The following is a 21,968-nucleotide window of genomic DNA, read 5'->3' as shown; positions in this document are numbered from 1 at the left end:
AGACCATGAACGATCGTATCTATCGTATCGGGTTCGTGCTGCTGGCGACGGCGACACTGGCCGCCTGCGGCGACAACGGCGCCGGCCCTGCCGCGCCGCCGCCGGCGCCGGTGGTGGTGCCCCCGGCACCGCAGGAAAACGCCTTTGGCGCCAATTTCGGCACGGCGTTCCGGGCATCGGATACCGCTACGCCGATCACGCCTGCCGACGGCGACATCATCCCGCTGTCGCTGACGACCGAACCTGCCCGAATCAGCTGAACCGGGTGATTCGTGCTGCCATCTGGGTGTTGGCGGCGCTTGCGGTGCCGGTATTTGGGTCGGCACCGGCGACGGCGCAGGTCATCGAAATCGGCGATGATGGCGTGGTGACACACTTTGATGGGCCGATGGTGTTCACCGCGTCGGGCGCTGCGCCGATCGAACCGCCGCGTGTCGTCCCGGCACTGGCATCGGCTCCGCTGGAGGTGCGGATCGATGCTCAGGCAGTGCGACATGGCTTGTCGCCGTCCTTGTTGAGGGCGGTGGCCTGGCAGGAATCGCGCGGGCGGGCGGCGGCGGTGAGCCCGAAAGGCGCACTCGGGGTGATGCAGCTGATGCCTGGGACCGCGGCGGCGATGGGCGTCGATCCGCGGGACCCCGACGACAATCTGCGCGGCGGTGCGCTGTATTTGCGGCGGCAGCTCGATCGCTTCGGCAGCGTGCCGCTGGCGCTGGCAGCGTACAACGCCGGGCCGGGCGCGGTGGCGCGGTTCGGCGGGGTGCCGCCGTTCCGCGAGACGCGCGCCTATGTCGCCTCGATCATGGCGCGCTGGCGGCCGGAGGCGATGCTGCTCGGGCGGGAGCCAGGCAGCCCGTCAGCCGTTACGCCTCTGCTATCCTTTATCGAGGTCCCTGCCCTATGAAGCGCTACTTTCCACTTGCCGCGCTGATTTGGGCGGGGCCTGCGCTGGCGCAATATGCGGCGCCCGATCCTGCGGGCTCGGGACCGATCCTGGGCGCGGTAAGCTGGTTGCAGGGGACGCTGCTGGGTAATGTCGCGACGGCGGTGGCGGTGATCGCGGTGGCGGCGATCGGCTTCATGATGCTGACGGGGCGGATCAACTGGCGTTATGGCGCGACGGTCGTCGTCGGGTTGTTCGTGCTGTTCGGCGCGGCGTCGATCGTCGGCGGCATTCGCTCGGTCGCGGGCGGCTGAGCATGGACCCGCTGTTCCGCGCGCTTGCCCGGCCGCAAATGGTGGCGGGCGTGACGTATCCGTTTTTCGTGCTTAACGGCATTCTTGCCGCCGAGCTGTTTCTCGTCACCAAGAGCGTGTTTGCGCTGCTGCCGCCGCTGGTCGTCCATGGGCTGGGCTATGCGGCGCATCTGCGCGATCCGCACGTCATGGCGCTGTGGATGACGCGGTTGCGGCGCACGCCGCGCGTGCGCAACCGGCGCTTGTGGGGTGCCAATGCGTACCGCCCGTAGCGCCGCCGCGGCGCATGAGGCGGCGATCGGCGACCATCTGCCGTACGCGGCGCAGGTCGATGATTTCACGATTTTGACGCGCGATGGCTGCGCGATACAGGTCGTGCGGCTGGCCGGCCTGGCTTTCGAGACGATCGACGCTGTGCAACTGGAAGCGCGCAAGGCGGCGCGCGACGCGATGCTGCAGGCGGTGGCGTCGTCGCGGTTCGCGCTGGTCCATCATGTCGTGCGCCGGGCGGTGACGGCGGAACTGGCGGGCGAGTTCGGCGATCCGTTCAGCGCGGCGCTGGATGCGGCGTGGCGGTCGCGGCTCGCCGACCGGCGGCTTTATGTGAACGACCTGTATTTGACGTTGGTGATCCGGCCGCTGGCGGGGCGTGCCGGGATGGCCGAACGATTGCTGCGGGTGTTCGGTGCCGGGTCGCCGCCGCCGCGCGAGACGAGTGCCGAGATCCGGTTGCTCAACCAGGCGCGCGAGACGTTGCTGGCGGCGCTCGATCCCTATGGGCCGGAATTGCTGTCGGCGTATGATTTGCCGAGCGGGCTGGCGTCGCGTTCGGCGGAATTCCTGGCGATGCTGGTCAACGGCACGACGGCGCCGGTGTTGTTGCCGGTCGGCGACCTTGGCCATGCGCTTGCGCGGCGGCGGCTGAGCTTCGGCGCCGATGCGATCGAGCTTGGCGCGGTCGATGGTGAGCCGGTGGAATTCGCGGCGATGCTGTCGGTCAAGGATTACCCGGCGCAGACCGGTGCGGGCATGTTCGACGACCTGTACCGGCTGCCGTTCGAGATGACCGTGACGCAGAGTTTCGCGGTCGTCGATCGCGGGCCGGGGCTCGAGCGGATGGACCTGGCGCTGCGGCGGATGCGGTCGGCGGACGATGCGGCGGTGTCGCTGCGGACGGAATTGGCGCAGGCCAAGGACGATGTTGCGGCGGGGCGGGCGGCGTTCGGCGAGCATCATCTGACGGTCATGCTGAAGGCGGCGAGCCTGGCGGAGTTGGACCAGAATTTGGGCGAGGCGCAGGCGCTGCTGGCGGAGGCGGGCTTTGCCGCGGTGCGCGAGGAGCTGGGGCTCGAGGCGGCCTATTGGGCGCAGTTTCCGGGCAATTTCGCGTATATCGCGCGGCGGGCGCTGGTCTCATCGGCGAATTTCGCCGGGTTTGCGAGCGCGCACAATTTCCCGGTCGGGCAGCCATCGGGCAATCATTGGGGCTCGGCAGTGACGCTGTTCGAGACGACCTCGGCGGGGCCGTATTTTTTCAATTTCCACCGCGGTGATTTGGGTAATTTTACCATTATCGGGCCATCTGGTTCGGGCAAGACGGTGGTGCTGGGGTTCCTGCTGGCGCAGGCGCGGCGGTTCGATCCGCGGATCGTGTTTTTCGACAAGGACCGGGGCGCCGAGATTTTCCTGCGCGCGATCGGCGGGGTGTACGACAGCTTGCGACCGGGCGAGCCGACGCGGTTGAACCCGCTGGCGCTGCCCGACAATGCCGCAAACCGGCTGTTCCTCGGCCAATGGCTGGCGCGGCTGGCGACCGGCGACAGTGCCGCGCCGACGACCGAGGAGCTGGCGTGGATCGCCGATGCTGTCGATGCATCGTACGCGGGGCCGCCCGAGCATCGCCGGCTGCGCTATATCGCCGAGCTGTTTCGCGGCCGCGGACGGGCGTCGAGCAGCGATATCGCGGCGCGGCTGGCGCCGTGGCATTCGGACGGCGAGCATGCCTGGCTGTTCGACAACGCCGCCGACGAGCTCGACCTGGGGGCCGACACGATCGGGTTCGACATGACGGCGATCCTCGATATCCCGGCGCTGCGATCGGCGGCGATGCTGTACCTGTTCCACCGCGTCGAGGAGCGGTTGGACGGCCGGCCGACGCTGATCGTCGTCGACGAGGGCTGGAAGGCACTGGACGACGAGGTCTTCGTGGCGCGCATCCGCGACTGGGAGAAGACCATCCGCAAGCGCGGCGGCATCATCGGTTTCGCGACGCAATCGGCGTCGGATGCGCTCGACAGCCGGATCGCGTCGGCGATCATCGAGCAGGCCGGCACGCAGATTTTCATGGCCAACGCGTCGGCGCAGGCGAGCGATTACATGGACGGTTTCGGGCTGACCGCGCATGAGTTCGAGCTGGTGCGGACGATCCCCGAAACGGCGCGGGCCTTCCTCGTCAAGCATGGCAGCGACAGCGTCGTCGTGCGGTTGAACCTCGCGTCGGAGCCTGAGTTGCTGACGGTGCTCTCGGGACGCGAGCGCACCGTGCGGCTGCTCGATGCGATCCGTGCCGAGGTCGGCGATGCGCCGGCGGCGTGGTTGCCGCGCCTGCTGGCAGCGGCATGAACCCGCTTTTTTGCACCCCGCCGGCAGTGCCTGGGCTGGCAGCGCGCCTGCTTGCGGATACTGATTGCCAGGCGTTCGGGCTCGTCGAGCGCGGTTACGCAGCGCTCGCGGCGCCCGGTGGCCCTGCGTCGGCGGCGCTGTCGGGACTGCTGGTGATTGCCGTGGCGATATTCGGTTATCGGTTGCTGCTTGGGCGCGGCGTCTTGTCGGATTCGATCGGGCTGGTGGTGCGGATCGGCATCGTGCTGGCGATCGCGACGTCATGGGCGACGTGGCAGACGCTCGCTTACGACACGCTGGCTCGGGCGCCGACGCGGATTGCCGGCGAGTTGCTCATCGGGGCGGCGACGATCGATCCGCTGCTCGGGGTGCAGGCGGTGCTCGACCGGATCGAGGCGGCGAGCGTCGGGTTTCGCACCCGCGCCGGGATCGCGTCGCCGCTGGTTGGCGGCCCGGCGGCGTCGTCGATGACGTTGACGGTTTCGGCGTTCGTGCTGACGCTGTCGACGGTCGGCCTGCTGGTAACGGCACGTCTGGTGCTGGCGATCATGCTGGCGATCGCGCCGTTGATGGCGGGGTTCCTGCTGTTCGATGCGACGCGCGGCATGGCGGAGGGATGGCTGCGCGCCATGGTCGCCGCCGCGCTGGTGCCGCTGTTCGTGTTGACGCTGGTAACGATCGAGACGGCGATCCTGCTGCCGCTGGTGGCGCGATTGCTCGCCGAGCAGGCGGCGGGCGTTTATGCAGCGGCCTCGGTGACGCCGATTGGGCTGGTGGCGCTGGTGTTTGCGGCGGCGATGCTGGCCGGTGCGGCGGCGGGAAGCCGGATTGCCGGCGGAATTCGCTTGCCGCGGCGCAGCGTTTCGCCGGTGTCGGACGTATCTGCAACGATGACGAACAACCAATCGAGCACCAGTATAGCGGCGCCTGCCGCTCCGCGCGCCGTTGCCGAGGCACTGGCGGCGGCGACGCGGCGCGAGGCAGCCGGGCGGAGTGGCGGGTCGCGACCGATGGCGACGGCGCTGGTGCAATCGCTCGAACGATCGTCGCGGACAGGGATTGCCTCTGGGCCGGTGATCATGCCGATGCAGGCGGGGACCCGCCCTGCCCTCAGCCGTGCGCCGCGCCGGACGCGTGCCGCGCAAAGGCGTGACCAGTGAGCGAGCGCGACACTTATTATGCGGCGGCGCGGACCTGGGCCGATGACCGGGTCGCGGCGGCGGCACGGCAGACAAAGCTGGCGTGGATCGTTGCCGGCAGTGCGGGCGGCGTCGCGGCCGTGCTGGCGATCGCGCTGGCGGTGCTGTTGCCGCTGAAAACCACCGTGCCTTATGTCGTCACCGTCGATCGGCAGTCGGGCGCGGTGCAGATCGCGACGACGCTGCAGGAGGGCCGGCTGACGCAGAACGAAGCCGTCATCCAGGCGCAATTGGCAGGGTATGTGCGGGCGCGCGAGACCTTCGACGAGACCGATTTGCGGGTGCAATATGCGCAGGTGCAGCGGCTGTCGGCGCCGCCGGTCGCGCGGACTTATGTGGCGGCGATGGCGGCGGCGAATCCGGCGAGCCCGCTGCGAACGCTGGGTCGCGGCGATACCGTTGCGGTCGATATCAAGAGCGTGTCGCTGATCGCGCCAGGGACGGCGATGGTGCGTTTCGACACGCGGCGGTCGGGGCTGGATGGCGGCATGCCCGGCCTGCAATCGCATGTCGCGGCCATCAGTTTCGGCTTCGCCAATGCGCCGCTGCGGATGGAGGATCGGTTCGACAATCCACTGGGATTTCAGGTGACGCGTTATCGCCGCGATACCGAGGGACTGCCGCGATGATCGCCCGTGTGTTGTTTCAGGCCGCGCTGTTCCCGGCCGCGCTGTTTCTGCTGACCGCGGCCGCGCCGCCGGTGCCGGGGTATCGCGACGCGCATATCCAGACGATCCTCCATGACGACGACCAGGTCGTGCAGCTCGTTGGTGCGATGGGCTGGCAAATCATGCTCGAATTCGGACCCGATGAACGGATCGAGACGGTGTCGATCGGCGATGCGCTGGCGTGGCAGGTGACGCCGAGCAAGCGCGCGCGGAACATCTTCCTGAAACCGCTGGCCAGGAATGCGGCGACCAACATGACGGTGATCACCGACCGGCGGCGCTATGTGTTCTCGCTCGATGTGGGCGCGCGCAAGACGACGACGCCGTGGGTGGTTCGCTTTGCCTATCCGCAGCCCATCGTCGCAGCGATCGAGGAAGCGCCGCTGCCGCCGCCGCGGGTGCTGAACTATGCCTATGAGCGCAAGGGCGCGGCGAATTTGCTGCCGGCGCGGGTCTGGGACGATGGCCAGATGACGTTTTTCGAGTTTCCGGACAGCGTGCCGGTGCCGGCGATCTTTGCCGGCGGGCCGGGCAAGGACGAGAGCCTGGTCAATACGGCGACGCGCGGACGGGTGACGGTCGTCCAGCAGACGGCGCCGCGTTTCACCTTGCGCAGCGGCAAGCAGATGGCGACGATCAGCGTCGCCGCGACGGCCCCACTATGACCCGCGACGGCGCCGCGATGACCACGGAAACGCCAGTCCCGGTCAAGCGACCGTCGATCGCGCGGGCTCCCAAACCGCTGTCCAAGCTCGGTGTCGGCGCGCTGATGCTCGTCGGCGGTGCCGGGGTGTTCCTGTGGTTGTCCGAGGCGCGCGCCGACCAGGTTGCGCTGGCGGCGGCGCTGCCACCAGTCGGGGCGGGCGGGGTTACGGCGGTGCAGCCGTTGCCGTTGCCGCCCGCGGGTTCGCCGCCGGTCGCCTATGTGCAGCCGCCGTTTCAGCCGGCACCGGCCGCGCCGTATATTGCGGCGCCGATTTCGCGGCCGCCGGTGTTCGTCGACAATGGCGCGCGCGAGCGGGCCGAGGCCCGGTTGCGAGCCCCTGCCCTGATCGTCGATCTCGCGCAGTCCAGCGCCTCGGCTGCTGCGGCGCCGTTGCCGGACCTGCCGGGCGGGGTTGCACCGCCTCCTGCGGCGAACGCGGCGCTCAACAATGCCGAGCGGTTTTCGGCGCGCATCGGCGCCGAGCGCGTGGAGGTTTCGCAGGCACAGCGGATGACCGGGCTCGACCGGCTGGTGCCGCAGGGCGCGATCATCGGCGCGGTGATGGAAACTGCGCTCAACTCGGACCTGCCGGGGTTCGCGCGCGCCATCGTCCAGCGCGACGTGCTCAGCTTCGACGGCTCGGCGGTGCTGATCCCCGCCGGAAGCCGGATCATCGGCCAGTACCAGTCGGGCGTCGCCCGCGGCGCGTCGCGGGTATTCATCATCTGGACGCGGCTGATCCGCCCTGACGGCGTGACGGTGACGCTGTCCTCGCCGGCAATCGACGAGATCGGGCGCGGCGGCGTCGCGGGCAAGGTCAACCGGCATTTCCTCCAGCGCTATGGCGGCGCGATCCTGTTGTCAGTGCTGACCGGCGGGCTCAACATCGCCGCGGCGTCGGTCAGCGGCGGCGGCGGCACGGTGGTCGTTGGGACGGCGGGCGAGGCCTCGGCGCTGGCGCAACAAGCCGCCGCCGACCTCGATATCCCGCCGACGATCACCACCAAGCAGGGCGCACTGGTGCGAATTTTCGTCGCGCAGGACCTGGATTTCACCAGCGTCGGCCCGGTCGCGTCCCGGTGAACGCAAGCCCCGCCGCCCGCGTCTATCTCGATGCGTTCCTCGCGCCGCTGGCCCCGTTCCTGGCGCGCGACGACGTCACTGACTTGCTCGTCAACCGCCCTGGCGAAGTGTGGATCGAAACCGGCGGTGCCACCGAGCGCCACGACGTTCCCGACCTGACCGATGCGGCATTGTGGCGCTTGGCCCGGCAGGTCGCCGCCGCCGCCGACCAGGGCATCAGCCGCGAGCATCCGCTGCTGGCGGCGACCCTGCCCGATGGCGCGCGGGTGCAGATCTGCGCGCCGCCCGCCACCCGCGGCAACGTCATCGCCGCGATACGCAAGCATAATGTGCCGGATTTGCGGCTCTCCGATTATGGCGATGCCGGCGCGTTCGCGCGCGTCGGCGAGGCAGCATTGTCGCGCGCCGCGATCGACCGCGAACTGGCGGCACAGCTCGCCACCGGCGATACCCTGGGGTTCCTCCAGGCCGCCGTGCGCGCCCGCAAGACCATTGTCGTCGCCGGCGCCACCGGCACCGGCAAGACGACGTTTCTTAATGCCTTGCTGCGCGAGGCACCCGCCGGCGAACGCCTGGTGCTGATCGAGGATACGCCCGAAATTCAGCTACACCACGCCAACGCCGTCGGGCTGGTGGCGGTACGCGGGCGCCTGGGCGAGGCAGCAGTGACGACCGCCGACCTGCTCGAGGCGTCGCTGCGCCTGCGCCCAGACCGGATCATCATGGGCGAAGTCCGCGGCCCCGAAGCACTGAGTTGGCTGCGCGCCGTCGGCACCGGGCATCCGGGGTCGGTAACGACGGTTCATGCCAGTTCGCCGCAGGGGGCGATCGAGCAGCTGGCGCTGATGGCGATGATGGGCGGTACCGAACTGCGCCGCGCCGAACTTGTCGATTATGTGCGCAATACCGTCGACGTATTCGTCCAGCTCGGACGCGATGGCGGGACGCGGCTTGTGACGACCGTCGAGTTTGTCGGGGCGGACCGGCAGGTTTGAGTTTTGCCGGCGTACTGTTAAAATTGCAGAAAATTGGAGGGGACGATCTTATGCGCATCCTTGTTATCGCGGCATTTTTGCTGGGTTCGGCAGCGTCTGCCGAGCCGCCGGCGGGATCGCCGCCGGGCATCGTGACGGCAGTGGCGATGACCGACCGGCCGGCGAGTGCCAGCGCGCTCGATGACAGCCGCAAGCCGGTCGAGGTGCTCAAGTTTCTCGGGCTGAAGCGCGGCGACCGGGTGCTCGATGTGATGACCGGCAGCGGCTATTATGCCGAGATCATCGGCAATGCGATCGGCAGCAAGGGGACTGTTGCGGCGCTCGAGCCGGTGGTGTTCGCCGACGCTAAATCGCGCGCCGAATTTGCCGCGCTGACCGGGCGCGTGCCCAATGTGAAGCTGGTGGAGGCGATGCCGGGCGATTTCGCGCCGCCGCCCAACAGCGTGGATTTTACGCTCATGCACCTGGTTTATCACGACCTTTATTGGGCGAGCGACAAGTATAGATTTCCCAGAATGGATCCCGCGGCGTTCCTGAAGCGGCTCTACACGGCAACCAAGCCCGGCGGTATCGTCGGCGTCGTCGACCATGCGGCAAGCCCCGGCGGCGATACTCGCGCCGTCGTCGACAAGCTGCACCGGATCGATCCGGCGGTGGTCAAGGCCGACTTTGCGCGCGCCGGGTTCAAGCTCGAGGCCGAGAGCGACCTGCTCAAGGTAGCCGGCGACGACCATTCCAAAACGGTGTTCGACCCGGCGCTGAAGGGCAAGACGGACCGCTTCGTGATGCGGTTTCGAAAACCCGCCTGATCAGAAGCGCATCGTTCCGGCGATGCGTAGCTGGCGGGGCTCGACCGGCTTGAGGTGAATGTCCTCGATGCCGCTGTCGGGCTCGCCGGGCAGGCGCGAGGCGTAGAAATAGTTGATCTCGGCGTCCCTCGACTGGAGCAGGTTGAGGATGGTTGCGGCGATCTCGTAGCGGCCGAAGCGATAGGCCAGCCGGCTGTTGACGACGGAGGTCGGGCGCGAGCGGACGCTGTTGTCCACGATCAGCGCGACGCTGCCGAAATGGCGGAGCCGCAGCGAGCCGGTGAAGCCGCCCGACTGGACGACGATGCCGCCGGCGATGACGCGCTCGATGGCGCCGGGGATGCGGTCGGCACCGCGCGGCAAGTCGGTCAGCCGGCCTTGCGACCAGGTATATTCGGCGTCGAGAGTCAGCCACGGCGCCGGCTGGTAGAAGGCGGCCAGTTCGACACCGTGGCGGTTCGACGGGCCTTGCGGCTCGGTGGTGCCGCCGTCGCCGACGAATAATAGCTCCGATTCGAGGTTGAGCCGCCAGGCGGTGGCGGTGATCGACATGCCGGAGACAGGCCTGAGGCGGGCGCCGACCTCGTAGCCGGTGGCGGCGACCAGCGGGACGACGCGCTCGGCGGCGTCGCCGCTGTTCGGGTCGATGTTGATGGCGGTGCCGCGGGCGTCGTTGGAATGGAAACCGCGGCCGTAGTTGGCGTAGAGTTCGACCTGTTCCACGGGGGTCCAGGCGATCGTCGCCTTCGGGCTGAAGATCGCGGCGGTGTCGGAGCCCGAATTGACGGCGAGATCGGAGCGGACATTGAACCGGTACAGGTCGCCGCGCGCGCCGAGTATGACGCGCAAATTCTCGGCGGGGCGCAGCGTGGCTTCGGCGAACAGCGCCGCCGAGCCTTGCTTGACGTCATCCTCGCGGACGGTCGAAAGTCGCTGGCGCGCGGCGGTGCGGTACAGGCCGACCTCCGGGATGAAGTCGTAGCGGCCTTCGGTGCCGATGAGGAATTCGACCGGGCCGGTCTTGAAGCGCTTGTCGACGCGGCCGCCGATGACCGTGCGGCGATCGGCTTGCTCGAATTCGTCGCCGTTGATGGGCTCATCGAGCAAATAGGTGAAGTTCGAGAACAGGTTGAACCTGTAGTAATGGGCGTAGGCGAGGACGGTCAGCGGCGTATCGCCATCCTGCGTCCAGTTCGAGATGACGCCGATGCGGGTGGTTTCGCCGCCAAGGTCGCTGTCGAGAAAGCCGAGGCGGCCGATGGTGGCACTGTCGATGGCACGCTGCGGGACCTGCTCGGATGACGCGAATTTCACATGATAGGCCGAGATGCTGGTGCGCAGCACGCCGTCTCCCAAGGGCACCGTGTATTTGCCGAAGCCGCTGAACAGATTAAGGTCGTCGGTCAGGTCGTAGCGGCCATCGTCGTGACGGGCTTCGAGCGCCAGCAGAGCAGTGCCGTCGCCGATTTTCGTCGATCCCGCGGCGACACCGCGCAGATAGGTGCCGCTGCCCGTCTCGATCGAGACCGTCGTCGGCAGCGTGTCATAGGTGCGGAACTTGCCGGCGCCGGCGGTGGCGAAATCGCCCAGGTCGGCGCGGTAGGAGCCCTTGGAATAGTCGATGTATTCAATGGTCTCGGGGATGATGAAATTGAGGTCGAGATAGCCTTGGCCGTGGCCGTGGCTGCGATAGTTGAGCGGCACGCCGTCGAAAAAGCCGGCGAAATCCGTGCCATGGTCGAGGTTGAAACCGCGCAGGAAATACTGGTTGGCCTTGCCGCCGCCCGAATGCTGGGTGGCGATCAGCCCGGGGATGACTTCGAGGAGCTCGCCGACGCGCTGGATGGGGCGGGTATCGATGTCTGCGCGGCCGACATGGCCTTCGGATGCAGCGGCGGCGATTCCGATAAGGTTGTCGGCGCGGCCGAAAACGGTGATCAGAGGGTCATCGGCGGCGACTGCTTCATCCGCAAATGCTGGTGTCGCGGCGCCGAACAACCGCAGCGGGACGAGAGTGCGGCATAACCGGTGATGGCGTTTCGAGAACATTGGCAGGCCCCTTGAACGTCGCCCCAGTCGTATGCAGTCCTCAGATGTTTTGCATACGTCAATTCACTTACGGACCGGCAGCGGCGGCGGATGCAGGGGCTTTGACTAAGCGTCGATAATGCCGATGATGGGCACGAACGGAGGGACATCATGCAGCGGCTGACCATACCGCTCGACGACAATCTGGCGGCGGCATTCGACGCGCTGCAGCAGGAGCGCGGCTATGCCAGCCGGTCGGAGGCGGTGCGCGACATCGTTCGGCGGACGGTCGACGCGGCGCGGCACGACAGCGAGGCGGGGACGCATTGCGTGGCGAACCTGTCGTATGTCTATGACTACCGGGTGCGGTCGCTGGCGCAGCGGCTGCTCGAGCTGCAGCACGCGCATCACGACCTGGTGGTCGCGACGACGCATGTCATCCTCGATCATGATTCATCGCTCGAAACGATCATCCTGAGGGGGCCGACGGGTCCGGTACGGGCGCTGGCGGATGCGATATCGGCCGAGCGCGGCGTGCGTTTCGGGGCGGTGAACCTGGTGATCGTGGCGCCTAACGACGCCCACGACGAGCCGCATTCGCACCATCATCACGGGCATGAACATGCCACGCCGCACCGGGGCTAGCGCGGCTTGTCGAAACCGAAGCTGAGGCTCGAGAAGACCGTTTCAAAGTCGGCCTTGGGGTTCGATGTAGGGCGCGTCCAGATCACGTTGAGCTGCCAGTGGCCGCGCAGCGGGACGCGGAAGGATGCCTGGCCCGCGGCGTTGCTGAGCTTTTCCTCGATCGGTCGGGCGTCGAAATCGAGATTGTTGAGCTTTACCGTCGCACCCGAAAGCGGCCGCCCGTCGTATAGGATAGTCACGGGCAGCGCTTCGCCCGGCTTCAGGTCATAGGGGTTCCTTTGCGGCACGATTTCAAGCTTGAGACCCGTCGGCCGCGTAACCTGGGCCGTCGTGCCGGCACCGACCTGGATCAGCGTCTTGGCGCGGCGGCTGTAGAATTCGCGCCCCGCGGCGCCGGTCTTGCCGGTGCGGGCGCGCTCGGCGATGGCGGTAGCCAGCCCCTCGACCTTGAGGTAATCGTTGAAGCGTATCGCCGGCAGCTCACTGAGCGCCGGGCCAGATTCCATGACGATCATGTGAGTTCCCGGCGCTGTCATCGGCAGGCTGCCGTCGTTGTCGCCGGTCTCGGTGTGGAGGACACCGCGGCGATCGGTGCTGCCGGCGGCAGTGATGTCGGCGAAACGCACGACGCGATCGTTAGGCACGCCCCAGCGCTGGCGGGCGGTGCCGTGGCCGACAAGCAGGGTAAAGGGCATCGCTTCCCCGACGCTCGCCGAAAAGCGATCGGGCTGGATCCAGAAATCATGCGCGGCGGCGGGCGCGGCGACGGGCGCTGTGGAGAGCGCAGCAATCAAGATCATCACAGCGCGCATCCACGAACTCCCGGCAGCGGGCGCGGCAGGTGGCCCGCATTGCTATACGCGCCAGCGGTGCTTTCGGTTTTGATCATGGCATCACCGGCGGCGGCGCATTCGGGCACCGGCCTGCCCGGCGGGCTGGCGGCGGGGTTCACGCATCCGTTCTCGGGCTTCGATCATATGCTGGCGATGGTCGCGGTGGGGCTGTGGGGCGCGTTCCTCGGGCGGCCGCTGATCGTGCTGCTGCCGGTGATCTTTCCCGCCGTCATGGCGATCGGCGGCGCGCTGGGCATTGCCGGCGTGCCGCTGCCGCCGGTCGAACTCGGCATCGCGCTCTCGGTGCTGGTGCTCGGCGCGATGATTGCCGGGGCGGTGCGGCCGCCGGTCTGGCTGGCTTGCGCCATCGTCGCGGTGTTCGCGATTTTCCACGGCTATGCCCATGGCACCGAGTTGCCCTCGGCGGCCGATCCAATCGGCTACAGCCTCGGGTTCGTGCTGGCGACGGGGCTCCTCCACGTCGCCGGCATCGGGGTCGGCATGGTCAAGGACCGCCCAGGCGGCACGGTCATCGTCCGCGGCGCGGGTGCGCTGATCGCCGCGTGCGGACTGTGGTTCCTGGGGCAAGCACTGTGAGGGGTGGCTTCTGGCCGCCGGCATTGCTGTGCGCGGCATTGGCCTTTGCGCTGGCGTTCGCGCCGGTGCGGGTGCGGCTGCCGGCGTTGCTGGCGCTGCTGGTCGCGGCGGCGGTGGCTAGCCGCATCTCGTTTCCGGCGGCGTGGCACGAAGCGATCTTCGCCGGCGTCTGGGCGAGCGTGGTCGTCGCCGCGCTGGCCGTGCATCGCCGGGAGGTCGGCCTGCTCGTGCCGGCGATGCTGCTCGCTGCCAATACCGGCATCTGGGCGGGTGCGGTGACGGCAATTTCCGGCAGCGACCGCGACCTGTTGCGCGCCTTGCCGATCGCGCTGCTGGCCTTCCCGGCCGGCTGGGTCGTCGCCCATCGCGGCGGGTTGGCGATCAAGGTGCTGGCGAGCTGGCTGATTGCCGTGGCGATCCTTGTCGCCGCGCTGCCGATGGTGGCGACCCCCGGCTATGCGCCCGACCATATGGAGTAATTATCCGGCGGTAGCGGCGCCGAACGGGCAGGCCATGATTCGGCGATCGGCGTCGATCAGGTCGAGCCCGGCCTGGCTGAAGGCGCGGCGAACCGCCACCGTCGCCCAGGCGAGGACGCCCGGCAGGCCGTGAGGAATATTGCGCGGCGTGCGGGCGCCGCCGACGAAGCGGCCCTGGTCGACCAGCGCCAATACGGCGTGCTCGTCGAAACCGACACGCTGGCCGTCGTCGTCCCCGGCCATCAGCGCGCGCGCGAGGCAGGATTCGGTCAGACTGAGCATGCTGTCGATCGCCACCGCGGCATGGCCATCGAGGCGGCAGGCTTCGGCGAAGGCGACAAATTCGGGCAGAAAATGTTCGCCGCGCCGGCGCTGCGCCACCCAGAAGCGCATCATGCGAACCAGGCTGCGCTCGGCGATGCCAAGGCTGGCGACATGCGTTTCGATGGCGGTGAACGCGTTCATATCGATGATCCGGCGGATTTTGGCATTTTCGATCCCCGTCATGATTGCCAGGAGGCTTGTCGCAGAATTGCGATTGACTCGCAATAGTCTTGGGTCATTATTGCGAACGGTTCGCAGACAAGGACGACAGATGAACAGTAGAATCACTCCGGCGCGGCCTGCCGATAGTGTCGCAAATGCCGCGCGGCCGCCGGTCCCCGGGCCAAGTTGCAAGGCGCTCGCGCCCGACGAGCGGCTGACGGTGGCGCTGATCCGGCACATCGTCATTCACGGCACGGGCGGCCCGCCGACCGGCAGGCTGTTCGGCCATCGGGCAGCCGAGAGCGGCTCTGAACCCTCCGGGATCGTGTTGTCGTCAACGGCCTATGCGGCGCTCGGCGACTGGTTGACGCTGTTGGCCGACGCCGCGACCCGGCAGATTGCCGTCGGCGCGCCGACGCATTGCTGCCCCAGCCCCGACGAGGTCCGCATGCTGGCGATCATCGCCGGCGCGCCGCGCGGCGATTTCGCCTTTGTCCATTCGCTGCTCGGTGAAATGGTGGGACCTGGTGCAGTCGATGCGCTGGCGCATGGTGCCGAACGGCTCGGCGAGGATTTGATTGCCGCCGGGATCACGCTGCGACCAGTCCGTTTTACCGGGCCGTAGCGCCTAGCCGAGCATGGCGGTGAAGGCCGGAGACTGGGCTTCGGTCGCACCGTCCGGGGTGCGCGTCACCATCACGGCGGCAAGGTTCTCGCGCGTCGCCAGCGCCATGCCCTCGCCCTGCCCCAGCACGGTCAGCGCGGTTGCCCAGGCATCGGCGAGCATGGCGCTGGGGTGCAGCACGCTGACCGACGCGACGCCGTTGCGGATCGGCGTGCCGGTGCGCGGGTCGATGCTGTGGCTGTCGCGCCGGCCCGACCGCATGCGAAAGCGGCGATAGTCGCCCGACGTCGCGATCGACAGGCCGAACAATGCAACACGGGTGGGGGGAACTGCAAGGCCAGGCACGCCCTCGAGGTCGACCCACCACGGCTGGCCATCGGACTTCAAGCCTTCACCGCGAAGCTCGCCGCCAACCTCGATCAGGAAGTCGGCGATACCCTGCGCAGTCAGCGCGGCCGCAACGGCATCGACGCCATGACCCTTGGCGATGCCGGAGAAATCGAGAGCGACGTCGGCGGTGCGGCGGGCGCGCTCGCCATCGATCTCGATGCTTTGCCAGGCGTCGGCGACGATCGCGCCGCTGCCGGCTTGGCCTTCGGGACCGAAACCCCAATGATCGACGATGTTGCCGATGGCCGGGTCGAAAGCACCGCCGCTGCGGGCGGCGATATCGAGCCCCGCGCGAAGCACGGCCATGAAGCCGACGGGCAGCGTGTGCCACGTCCAAGTGGGCTCGCGATTGAACCGGCTGATGTCCGAGCCGGGCTCCCAGTTGCTCATCTCGGCAACGACGCCGGCAAGAACCGCTTCGATGCGGCGCTGGACGGCGGCGGCATCGGTGGGGGCGGGGGCGCGGGCGGGCAGGACGGCACGCACCGTCCAGGTCGTGCCCATGGTGCGCCCGGTCATGACAATGATTTCGTCCCCCTGCCCCCGGGGCCGCAAAGCCCCGGGCGACAGCAGGACGGGGATCGCGACCCGGACCGGCACTGGCGTCAGGGAGCGAGGACTTCGAGCGTGGTGACATAGTTGGCACGGCGCGGCTGCGGGCCGGTCGGCATCGGCCGCGCGGCTGGTGGTGCTGCACCCGCACCTGCTCCGGGACCACCTGGACCACCCGGAGGTCCGCCCTCGCGGCCGCCGCCGACACTGGCGTTGACCCAGTACATGCCCGCCGACGGCCAGGTGACGCTGACCTTGCCCTGCGCATCGGTCTTCAGGTCCATCTGGCCGAGCACGCCGCGATAGCGGTTGCCGCCGGGGATGACGGTCACGCCCAAATTGGCGGCGGGCTTGCCGTCGAGCAGGAACTGGAAGGTCGCGGCTTCACCGGCGACGAGGTCGTTTGGATGGGTGACGGGGACCAGCTCGATGCCCTTGCCGCTCGGCTTGAACACGGTCGTCGTCGGCGCGCCGACGGTGACATAGATCTCGTTGCGGTTGCTGGCTTCGCTGGTGCGGACATCGGTGGCGCCGGCGGGGATGGCATCCTTCAGGTTTTCACTAGTGGTGCCGCGCGGCAGGCGCTTTTCCTCGCCGCCCAATTTGTAACTGCCCATCACGCCGTTTGAGGAATTCTCGATCCTGTAGGTGCCCTTCTGAAGCAGGTGGACGTCGAAGGTGCTGCGATACCGGCCGGTGGCGGCGTTCTCGATTTTCGTCTCGCTGCCATCGGGCGCAGTCGCCCTGATGCCGGTCGTCCCCATCGGCTGGTGATCGAAATAGAACAGGTCATTCGAAACGGCGGCGTCGACCGTCACCCAGGCGTCGTCGCCCGACAGGATCGTTGCCGACGGCAGCATCCACTGGCGATGGGCGAGCGCGGGCGTGGCGACCATGAGGGCGCCGGCGGCGAGCAGGGCGAGACGATGCGAAATGCGGCTGGTCATGTTCGAACTCCTATTTCTTGATACTGAGGCTGACGGCACCGAGTTCGGTGGTCCCGGCGGCCCTGACGATGCCGGGCTTGGGCGGCCACGAGAACGGCAACCGGACGACCTCGCGGCCGCCGACTTCGCGCGCCGCCTCAACGAGGATGGTGTATTCGCCGGGCGCCAGTTTCGGCATCGGGCCGGTGCCGGCGGTGAAGCTGATCTTCTGGTCGCCGGGTGCGCGGGTGGCGCCGGTGACGCCGTCGGACGGGAACTTCATCGACCGGCCGGCGGCGCGCCAGAATTGCCGGACATCGGCCAGCCACTTGGTGCCCTCGTTGTCCTTCATGTCATGGTCGTACCAAACCGACAGCGCGCGCGGTGCCGCGCCGGGCTGCTCGAGCCAGATCGCTACATAGGGGCGGTGATATTCGGCCACCGTCAGCCGCGGGATGGCAATGCCGAGGTCGAGTGTCTCGGCGCTGGCGGGAGTCACGGCGATGCCGAGCGCAACGCTGCTCGACAGGATCAGGCGGTTCCGGGAGTGCATGGCAGTCCTTAGTGGATGAAGATGACGGCGATGATCACCGGGATGGCGAGCCCGGCAAAAACCAGCGGCCATGTCGACGGCCGCCGCCCCGAGTGAAGCTGCAGGAGGAAAAAGCCGGTCGCTGCAAAGACGACGCAGGCGACGGCAAAAATGTCGATGAACCATTTCCACGCCGTGCCGGTGTTTCGGCCCTTGTGGAGGTCGTTGAGGTAGGAGATCCAACCCCGGCTGGTGGTTTCGCTGGTGACGGCGCCGCTGGTCCGGTCGATGGCGATCCAGCCGTCGCCGCCGGGCCGGGGCAGCGGCAAATAGACCTCGGACGCCGACCATTCCGCAGTCCCGGCGGCGTTCTCCCCGAGCGTGCTCGCCAGCCAGTCGGCGACTTCCGGCGGCAAGGTTTTCTTCGTATCCGCCCCGCCTGCGGGTGCCAGAAGACGCCGCAACGACGCCGGCATCACTGCGCTTGCCGGCGTCACTACCGGCTTGCCCTCGATCTCGCTGGCGTGGTTGAGCGTAATGCCGGTGATGGCGAACAGCAGCAGCCCGATCATGGCGACCGCCGAGCTCATCCAGTGCCAGGTGTGCAACTGCTTGAGCAACAGGTTTTTCTTGGGAATTCGAGGCTTGCCGGTCGGGGCAGTCTTGGCTGACATTGAAACGGCTTTTTACCCCAGAGGCGATCGCTGCTGACGATCGTTCCCCGTAGTAACGCGAACGATTCGCAATTGCAATCGACAGGCCTGGATTCGCCGGCAGTTCGTTAGTGCGGCGTAGCGATCAGGCCGACACGCCATCGATCGTGGTCACTGCAGCGCCTGGCAACGTCAGCAGGCCGTCGACAACTTTGGCAAGGGTGGCCAGGTCGAAGGGCTTGTGCAGGACAGGAACCGACGGAAAGTCGGCTTTTTCTACCAGCATGTGACCCGTGGCGAAGGCGAACGGCAGTCCAATCCTGGTCAAGGTCTCGGCGACGGGCGAACTATCGGTGCCGTGCAGATGGACATCGAGCAGCGCCGCGTCGAAGACTTCGGTGGCGATCAGGCGCTGGGCCTCGGCGATCGACCCGGCGGGACCAACACAAACGATGCCCAGGTCATCGAGCATGTCCTCGATCAGCATCGCGATCACCGCCTCGTCCTCGACGACAAGGATGCGCTTGCGTAGCTGGGCCAGGCCCAGAGCCGAGATGCCCGCTGTCCCGCTCGACACGCGCTCCTGATCGGTCAACGGATTTCCCTGGGCGTCATCATCAAGTCCGACCGGCAACGTCTGGTGACCCAATTGGTTCCCGATGGCCTTTTTGCGGCGCTCAGCCGAGCAACATCGCCGCCAGTTCGGCCTGGCGGAACGGCTTGGTCAACCGCGGCAGGTCGGCGGCGATGCCCTCAGCCTCGGCATATCCCGACACGATCAGCACACGGATATCCGGCAGGCTTTCCTGCAGCCGGCGCGCCAGCTCGACATCGGTCATGCCGGCCATCAGGTGATCGGTGACAAGGACAACGAACGACAGCCCGTCCTCGACAAGCTGCAGCCCGGCTTCGGCGGACTCGGCCTCGGCCTCGACGACCTCATAGCCCATGTCGAGCAGCATTTCGGCGGCGCTGGCGCGGACCAGCGGCTCGTCGTCGACCAGCAGGATGCGGCCGAAGCGCTGCGCGATCGCGGTGTGGCGGTTGCCGGGCGCAACCGGCGCATGATCCGCAGCGCCGGTCGGCAACCATAGTTCGATATTGGTGCCCTGCCCGGCCTCGCTCGACAACGTCATCGCGCCGCCCAGTTGCGACAACAGGCCATGGACCATCGACAGCCCGAGGCCGGTGCCCTTGCCGATGCCCTTGGTCGAATAAAATGGCTCGACGGCGCGTGCCAGCGTCTCGGCATCCATGCCGCTGCCGGTATCCGCCACGCCGATGCGCACATAATTTCCGCTGGGCAACTGCGTCCTGTGCCCCTCCGCAACGGTGTCGGCACCAACGGTGATACGCAAGGTGCCGCCATCCGCCATGGCGTCGCGAGCATTGAGGCTGAGGTTGAGCAACGCCATCTCGAGCTGGTTCGCATGGGCGAGCGCCGCCGGCACGTCCGCGGCGATGTCGACGACGACGCGGATCTGCGGCCCCGTGGTGCTTGCGATAAGGTCGGCCATGCCGGTGATCAACGCCGGCACATCGACATTGATCGTCTGCAGCGGCTGGCGGCGGGCAAAGGCCAGCAGCCGCTGGACCAGCGTCCGCGCGCGCTCGGCGGATTGCAGCGCGCCCTCCATCAGCCGGCGCTCGCGCGCATCGCCGATGCCGCGCCGCAGCAACATGTCGAGGCGGCCCATGATCGGCATCAGCAGATCGTTGAAATCATGGGCAACACCGCCGGTCAGCTGGCCCAGCGCCTCGAGCTTTTGCGACTGGCGCAGCGCCTCCTCGGCCAGCGCCAGCCTGGACGCCGCCTCGCGTTCCGCGGTGATGTCGCGGCCGATGCAATAGATCTTGCCGGCCTCGGGCACGCCGATCCACGACAGCAAACGATAACCGCCGTCCTTGCAGCGATAGCGGTTTTCGAATTGGGTCACCGTCGCGCCGGTCAGGATCGCTTCGAAGCCACCACGCGTGCGTGGCGCATCCTCGGGGTGCAGCATCTCGAAGATCGACATCGAGACGACTTCGGTTTCCGTCCAGCCGAGGACCGCGTGCCAGGCGGGGTTCGTCGTCTCGAAATGCCCATCGGCGCGCAGCACGCCCATCAGGTCGGGGCTGATCTTCCACACCAGGTTGCGATCGTCGGCGCGCTCGACGACCTGCCGCTCGATGTCGGAGTTGAGGGCATCGACTCGGGCTTCTGTAAAGATCCGGGCTTTTTCGCTGCGGACATGCTCGCTGACGTCATGGCCCCCGACGAAGATGCCGCTGACATGGCCTTTTTCATGCCGGATCGGCTGGGACAGCAAATCCACAAACCTGTCCTCGGGCTCGTCCCCGAGGCGGACCGGTATCGCCTTGAGCGACAGCGTCCTGCCGGTGGCATAGACCGCGTCGAGCCTCTCGTTGAAGCCCTGCCCTTCGAGCTCCGGAAAACCTCGCGCACGCTGCGCCCAAGGAAATTTCGCGGTCCGGTCAGCTCGACATAGGCCTTGTTGACATAGTCGAAGACATGCCGCGAGCCATGGAGAACCGCGACGAAGCCCGGCATTTGCTGGAACAGGATGTGCTGGCGCTCGCGTTCCTCCTGCTCGCGCCGCTCGGCAACCATCTTGGCGGTCGTATCGATGCAGATGTCGATCATGCCGGCGATGGCGCCGCTTTCGTCGCGCAGCGGGCTGTACGAGAACGACCACCAGGTGTCCTCGGGATAGCTATTGCGCGTCATCACCAGGTGCAGGTCGTCGAGCTTGACGGTTTCGCCCGCCAGGGCCCGGTCGACGAGCGGCGCGATGTCGGGCCAGACACCGGACCAGACATCGGCAATCGGCGCGCCTAGCGCCGCCGGATGCCGGGCACGAGCACGTGTATGTAAGTGTCGCTATAGAGGACGGTCGATTCGGGACCCCAGACCAGGCACATGGCATGGCCGTTGGCGAGCATGAGGCCGACGGCCGTTTTCAAAGATTGCGGCCAGTTGCGCGGATGGCCGAGCGCCGTACCCGACCAGTCATGCGCCCGCATCGACGCGCCGACGCTACCGCCATCGATCAGGAATTCGAGGCCATCCGAAGCTTTATGAGGCAGCGATACCATGTCTTCCTTGCCCGCTCGATAACCCTCGTCTGCAGCAGAAGCCGCGACGAGTCCAACCGCCTGCGATCACCCCGCCCGGCGCGACGGCACTATTTTTCCGCCGCCGCGACGACGTGATTGAAACCCTTGGCAATAAAATCGGCGCCGAGCCGAAGCCCGATCGGATCGACGCTATGGCCCAGTCCCGTGCTGACATGCGTCTCGGCCTCGATGCCCAGCTTGAGGAGATCGGCCTTGGCGGCGTGCAGCGCCGACACCGGCACGACGGGGTCGGCCGAGCCATGGACCAGCAGCACCGGCGGCCTGGGATAATCCTGCGACGCCAGCCCGGCAGTGCCGATCAGCATTCCCGAATAACCGACGATGGCGGCAACCGCGGCCTTGCGGCGCAGCGCGATGTGCAGCGCCATCATGGTGCCCTGGCTGAACCCGACGATCGCCAGCTCGGCCTCGGTCAGGCCATATTGCGCCAGCTTCCGATCGATGAAGGCGTCGACCGCCGGCGCTGCCTGCACGGCACCAGTCGCAAGTGCCTGCGGCGACAGGCCATGCAGCGGCCACCATTGATAACCGCCGCCATTGCCGCTGTTCTGCGGTGCGTTCGGCGCGAGGAACAGCGCGTCGGGAATTGCCTGCTGCCAGTGCGGCGCCAGCGAGATCAGGTCGGCACCATTGGAGCCATAGCCGTGCAGCAGCAGCACAATCTGTTTCGGCTTGGCGCCCGACAGCGGTTGCAGGCTGGCACCATTGACGATCTTCGACATCGATAGATTACTCGGTTGGAGTTGCGCGGGCGTTGATAGGCGGTGGGGCCGATGGCAGGCCAGCGGAAATCGGCGGCAGC

The 21,968-nt window shown here is 67.5% G+C and carries 26 protein-coding genes and 1 pseudogene; 15 read left to right on the top strand and 12 right to left on the bottom strand.

The window, feature by feature from the left end; all coding sequences use genetic code 11:
- Positions 1-5: 5 nt before the first annotated feature.
- The 11 genes from IEW98_RS03340 to IEW98_RS03290 are packed head-to-tail and all read left to right on the top strand — an operon-like array spanning position 6 to position 9,279.
- Positions 6-260: a hypothetical protein gene (locus IEW98_RS03340; RefSeq protein WP_188761524.1), complete on the top strand. Its 255-nt coding sequence runs from the start codon at positions 6-8 to the stop codon at positions 258-260.
- 5 nt (positions 261-265) lie between these two features.
- Positions 266-904, top strand: coding sequence for a lytic transglycosylase domain-containing protein (locus IEW98_RS03335; RefSeq protein WP_243450531.1), 639 nt, complete (start codon positions 266-268; stop codon positions 902-904).
- The gene (locus IEW98_RS03330) at positions 901-1,197 is read left to right on the top strand and encodes a TrbC/VirB2 family type IV secretion system protein (RefSeq protein WP_188761523.1); all 297 of its coding nucleotides are present in this window, start codon (positions 901-903) and stop codon (positions 1,195-1,197) included. Before IEW98_RS03335 ends, IEW98_RS03330 begins: the two co-directional genes overlap by 4 nt.
- Positions 1,198-1,199: 2 nt before the next feature.
- Positions 1,200-1,469, top strand: a complete 270-nt coding sequence (locus IEW98_RS03325; RefSeq protein ID WP_188761522.1) for a VirB3 family type IV secretion system protein — start codon at positions 1,200-1,202, stop codon at positions 1,467-1,469.
- Entirely contained in the window at positions 1,453-3,819 is a 2,367-nt protein-coding gene (locus IEW98_RS03320; protein WP_188761521.1) for a VirB4 family type IV secretion/conjugal transfer ATPase, read from the top strand. Before IEW98_RS03325 ends, IEW98_RS03320 begins: the two co-directional genes overlap by 17 nt.
- Positions 3,816-4,979 (top strand): TrbL/VirB6 family protein, encoded by a 1,164-nt coding sequence (locus IEW98_RS03315; RefSeq protein ID WP_188761520.1) that lies wholly within the window; start codon positions 3,816-3,818, stop codon positions 4,977-4,979. The genes IEW98_RS03320 and IEW98_RS03315 overlap by 4 nt, the downstream gene beginning before the upstream one ends.
- Positions 4,976-5,647: a VirB8 family type IV secretion system protein gene (locus IEW98_RS03310; protein ID WP_188761519.1), complete on the top strand. Its 672-nt coding sequence runs from the start codon at positions 4,976-4,978 to the stop codon at positions 5,645-5,647. The genes IEW98_RS03315 and IEW98_RS03310 overlap by 4 nt, the downstream gene beginning before the upstream one ends.
- Positions 5,644-6,351, top strand: coding sequence for a TrbG/VirB9 family P-type conjugative transfer protein (locus IEW98_RS03305; RefSeq protein WP_188761518.1), 708 nt, complete (start codon positions 5,644-5,646; stop codon positions 6,349-6,351). The genes IEW98_RS03310 and IEW98_RS03305 overlap by 4 nt, the downstream gene beginning before the upstream one ends.
- Complete coding sequence (locus tag IEW98_RS03300) at positions 6,348-7,475, top strand: TrbI/VirB10 family protein (RefSeq protein ID WP_188761517.1); 1,128 nt, start codon at positions 6,348-6,350, stop codon at positions 7,473-7,475. The genes IEW98_RS03305 and IEW98_RS03300 overlap by 4 nt, the downstream gene beginning before the upstream one ends.
- Positions 7,472-8,470 (top strand): P-type DNA transfer ATPase VirB11, encoded by a 999-nt coding sequence (gene virB11 / locus IEW98_RS03295; RefSeq protein ID WP_188761516.1) that lies wholly within the window; start codon positions 7,472-7,474, stop codon positions 8,468-8,470. Before IEW98_RS03300 ends, virB11 begins: the two co-directional genes overlap by 4 nt.
- 50 nt (positions 8,471-8,520) lie before the next feature.
- Positions 8,521-9,279 carry a class I SAM-dependent methyltransferase gene (locus tag IEW98_RS03290; protein WP_188761515.1) on the top strand — a complete coding sequence of 253 codons (759 nt, stop codon included), beginning with the start codon at positions 8,521-8,523 and terminating at the stop codon, positions 9,277-9,279.
- Here IEW98_RS03290 and IEW98_RS03285 read toward each other — a convergent pair whose 3' ends face one another.
- Complete coding sequence (locus IEW98_RS03285) at positions 9,280-11,328, bottom strand: TonB-dependent receptor (RefSeq protein ID WP_188761514.1); 2,049 nt, start codon at positions 11,326-11,328, stop codon at positions 9,280-9,282.
- Between the two features lie 150 nt (positions 11,329-11,478).
- On the opposite strand from IEW98_RS03285, the gene nikR reads away from it, so the two are divergent.
- The gene (gene nikR / locus IEW98_RS03280; protein ID WP_188761513.1) at positions 11,479-11,952 is read left to right on the top strand and encodes a nickel-responsive transcriptional regulator NikR; all 474 of its coding nucleotides are present in this window, start codon (positions 11,479-11,481) and stop codon (positions 11,950-11,952) included.
- On the opposite strand, the gene IEW98_RS03275 is transcribed toward nikR, so the two are convergent.
- Positions 11,949-12,752, bottom strand: a complete 804-nt coding sequence (locus IEW98_RS03275) for a DUF4198 domain-containing protein (protein ID WP_188761512.1) — start codon at positions 12,750-12,752, stop codon at positions 11,949-11,951. The genes nikR and IEW98_RS03275 overlap by 4 nt on opposite strands.
- A gap of 69 nt (positions 12,753-12,821) precedes the next feature.
- On the opposite strand from IEW98_RS03275, the gene IEW98_RS03270 reads away from it, so the two are divergent.
- Together IEW98_RS03270 and IEW98_RS03265 are read left to right on the top strand one after the other, a co-directional pair.
- A complete protein-coding gene (locus IEW98_RS03270; protein WP_243450530.1) occupies positions 12,822-13,382 on the top strand; it encodes a HupE/UreJ family protein in 561 nt (186 codons plus the stop codon).
- The gene (locus IEW98_RS03265) at positions 13,379-13,861 is read left to right on the top strand and encodes a hypothetical protein (RefSeq protein WP_188761510.1); all 483 of its coding nucleotides are present in this window, start codon (positions 13,379-13,381) and stop codon (positions 13,859-13,861) included. The genes IEW98_RS03270 and IEW98_RS03265 overlap by 4 nt, the downstream gene beginning before the upstream one ends.
- On the opposite strand, the gene IEW98_RS03260 is transcribed toward IEW98_RS03265, so the two are convergent.
- Positions 13,862-14,368 carry a hypothetical protein gene (locus IEW98_RS03260; RefSeq protein ID WP_188761509.1) on the bottom strand — a complete coding sequence of 169 codons (507 nt, stop codon included), beginning with the start codon at positions 14,366-14,368 and terminating at the stop codon, positions 13,862-13,864.
- 88 nt (positions 14,369-14,456) lie between these two features.
- Between IEW98_RS03260 and IEW98_RS03255 the strand changes: the two genes are divergently transcribed.
- Positions 14,457-14,972, top strand: coding sequence for a hypothetical protein (locus tag IEW98_RS03255; RefSeq protein ID WP_188761508.1), 516 nt, complete (start codon positions 14,457-14,459; stop codon positions 14,970-14,972).
- Between the two features lie 3 nt (positions 14,973-14,975).
- On the opposite strand, the gene IEW98_RS03250 is transcribed toward IEW98_RS03255, so the two are convergent.
- From IEW98_RS03250 to IEW98_RS03210, 9 genes and pseudogenes are all read right to left on the bottom strand, one after another.
- Positions 14,976-15,866 carry an FAD:protein FMN transferase gene (locus tag IEW98_RS03250; RefSeq protein ID WP_188761792.1) on the bottom strand — a complete coding sequence of 297 codons (891 nt, stop codon included), beginning with the start codon at positions 15,864-15,866 and terminating at the stop codon, positions 14,976-14,978.
- Positions 15,867-15,967: 101 nt separating this feature from the next.
- Entirely contained in the window at positions 15,968-16,861 is an 894-nt protein-coding gene (locus IEW98_RS03245) for a DUF4198 domain-containing protein (protein ID WP_188761507.1), read from the bottom strand.
- Positions 16,862-16,871: 10 nt separating this feature from the next.
- Positions 16,872-17,393, bottom strand: a complete 522-nt coding sequence (locus IEW98_RS03240) for a DUF2271 domain-containing protein (RefSeq protein WP_188761506.1) — start codon at positions 17,391-17,393, stop codon at positions 16,872-16,874.
- 8 nt (positions 17,394-17,401) lie between these two features.
- Positions 17,402-18,046 carry a PepSY-associated TM helix domain-containing protein gene (locus IEW98_RS03235; RefSeq protein ID WP_188761505.1) on the bottom strand — a complete coding sequence of 215 codons (645 nt, stop codon included), beginning with the start codon at positions 18,044-18,046 and terminating at the stop codon, positions 17,402-17,404.
- A gap of 124 nt (positions 18,047-18,170) precedes the next feature.
- Entirely contained in the window at positions 18,171-18,674 is a 504-nt protein-coding gene (locus IEW98_RS03230) for a response regulator (RefSeq protein WP_207792494.1), read from the bottom strand.
- 28 nt (positions 18,675-18,702) lie between these two features.
- Positions 18,703-20,343 carry a hybrid sensor histidine kinase/response regulator gene (locus tag IEW98_RS03225; RefSeq protein ID WP_207792493.1) on the bottom strand — a complete coding sequence of 547 codons (1,641 nt, stop codon included), beginning with the start codon at positions 20,341-20,343 and terminating at the stop codon, positions 18,703-18,705.
- Between the two features lie 359 nt (positions 20,344-20,702).
- Positions 20,703-20,822: pseudogene (locus IEW98_RS16885) on the bottom strand (hypothetical protein); the annotation flags it as partial.
- Between the two features lie 41 nt (positions 20,823-20,863).
- Complete coding sequence (locus IEW98_RS03215; protein ID WP_188761504.1) at positions 20,864-21,124, bottom strand: hypothetical protein; 261 nt, start codon at positions 21,122-21,124, stop codon at positions 20,864-20,866.
- 89 nt (positions 21,125-21,213) lie between these two features.
- Positions 21,214-21,888 carry an alpha/beta hydrolase gene (locus tag IEW98_RS03210; protein WP_188761503.1) on the bottom strand — a complete coding sequence of 225 codons (675 nt, stop codon included), beginning with the start codon at positions 21,886-21,888 and terminating at the stop codon, positions 21,214-21,216.
- Positions 21,889-21,968 lie beyond the last annotated feature (80 nt).

The organism is Sandarakinorhabdus glacialis (assembly GCF_014643455.1).
In the GTDB taxonomy this organism is placed as follows: Bacteria; Pseudomonadota; Alphaproteobacteria; order Sphingomonadales; family Sphingomonadaceae; genus Sandarakinorhabdus; species Sandarakinorhabdus glacialis.
The sequence above is the reverse complement of the archived record's forward strand: the minus strand, read 5'-3'. Positions and strand labels throughout refer to the sequence as shown.

What these genes read in the sequence shown, in the direction of transcription:
- IEW98_RS03340 (WP_188761524.1), top strand. Translation starts at nt 6, where the DNA reads ATGAACGATCGTATCTATCGTATCGGGTTCGTGCTGCTGGCGACGGCG.
- IEW98_RS03330 (WP_188761523.1), top strand. Translation starts at nt 901, where the DNA reads ATGAAGCGCTACTTTCCACTTGCCGCGCTGATTTGGGCGGGGCCTGCG.
- IEW98_RS03325 (WP_188761522.1), top strand. Translation starts at nt 1,200, where the DNA reads ATGGACCCGCTGTTCCGCGCGCTTGCCCGGCCGCAAATGGTGGCGGGC.
- IEW98_RS03320 (WP_188761521.1), top strand. Translation starts at nt 1,453, where the DNA reads ATGCGTACCGCCCGTAGCGCCGCCGCGGCGCATGAGGCGGCGATCGGC.
- IEW98_RS03315 (WP_188761520.1), top strand. Translation starts at nt 3,816, where the DNA reads ATGAACCCGCTTTTTTGCACCCCGCCGGCAGTGCCTGGGCTGGCAGCG.
- IEW98_RS03305 (WP_188761518.1), top strand. Translation starts at nt 5,644, where the DNA reads ATGATCGCCCGTGTGTTGTTTCAGGCCGCGCTGTTCCCGGCCGCGCTG.
- IEW98_RS03300 (WP_188761517.1), top strand. Translation starts at nt 6,348, where the DNA reads ATGACCCGCGACGGCGCCGCGATGACCACGGAAACGCCAGTCCCGGTC.
- IEW98_RS03290 (WP_188761515.1), top strand. Translation starts at nt 8,521, where the DNA reads ATGCGCATCCTTGTTATCGCGGCATTTTTGCTGGGTTCGGCAGCGTCT.
- IEW98_RS03285 (WP_188761514.1), bottom strand. Translation starts at nt 11,328, where the DNA reads ATGTTCTCGAAACGCCATCACCGGTTATGCCGCACTCTCGTCCCGCTG.
- nikR (WP_188761513.1), top strand. Translation starts at nt 11,479, where the DNA reads ATGCAGCGGCTGACCATACCGCTCGACGACAATCTGGCGGCGGCATTC.
- IEW98_RS03275 (WP_188761512.1), bottom strand. Translation starts at nt 12,752, where the DNA reads ATGATCTTGATTGCTGCGCTCTCCACAGCGCCCGTCGCCGCGCCCGCC.
- IEW98_RS03260 (WP_188761509.1), bottom strand. Translation starts at nt 14,368, where the DNA reads ATGACGGGGATCGAAAATGCCAAAATCCGCCGGATCATCGATATGAAC.
- IEW98_RS03255 (WP_188761508.1), top strand. Translation starts at nt 14,457, where the DNA reads ATGAACAGTAGAATCACTCCGGCGCGGCCTGCCGATAGTGTCGCAAAT.
- IEW98_RS03250 (WP_188761792.1), bottom strand. Translation starts at nt 15,866, where the DNA reads ATGGGCACGACCTGGACGGTGCGTGCCGTCCTGCCCGCCCGCGCCCCC.
- IEW98_RS03245 (WP_188761507.1), bottom strand. Translation starts at nt 16,861, where the DNA reads ATGACCAGCCGCATTTCGCATCGTCTCGCCCTGCTCGCCGCCGGCGCC.
- IEW98_RS03240 (WP_188761506.1), bottom strand. Translation starts at nt 17,393, where the DNA reads ATGCACTCCCGGAACCGCCTGATCCTGTCGAGCAGCGTTGCGCTCGGC.
- IEW98_RS03235 (WP_188761505.1), bottom strand. Translation starts at nt 18,046, where the DNA reads ATGTCAGCCAAGACTGCCCCGACCGGCAAGCCTCGAATTCCCAAGAAA.
- IEW98_RS03215 (WP_188761504.1), bottom strand. Translation starts at nt 21,124, where the DNA reads ATGGTATCGCTGCCTCATAAAGCTTCGGATGGCCTCGAATTCCTGATC.
- IEW98_RS03210 (WP_188761503.1), bottom strand. Translation starts at nt 21,888, where the DNA reads ATGTCGAAGATCGTCAATGGTGCCAGCCTGCAACCGCTGTCGGGCGCC.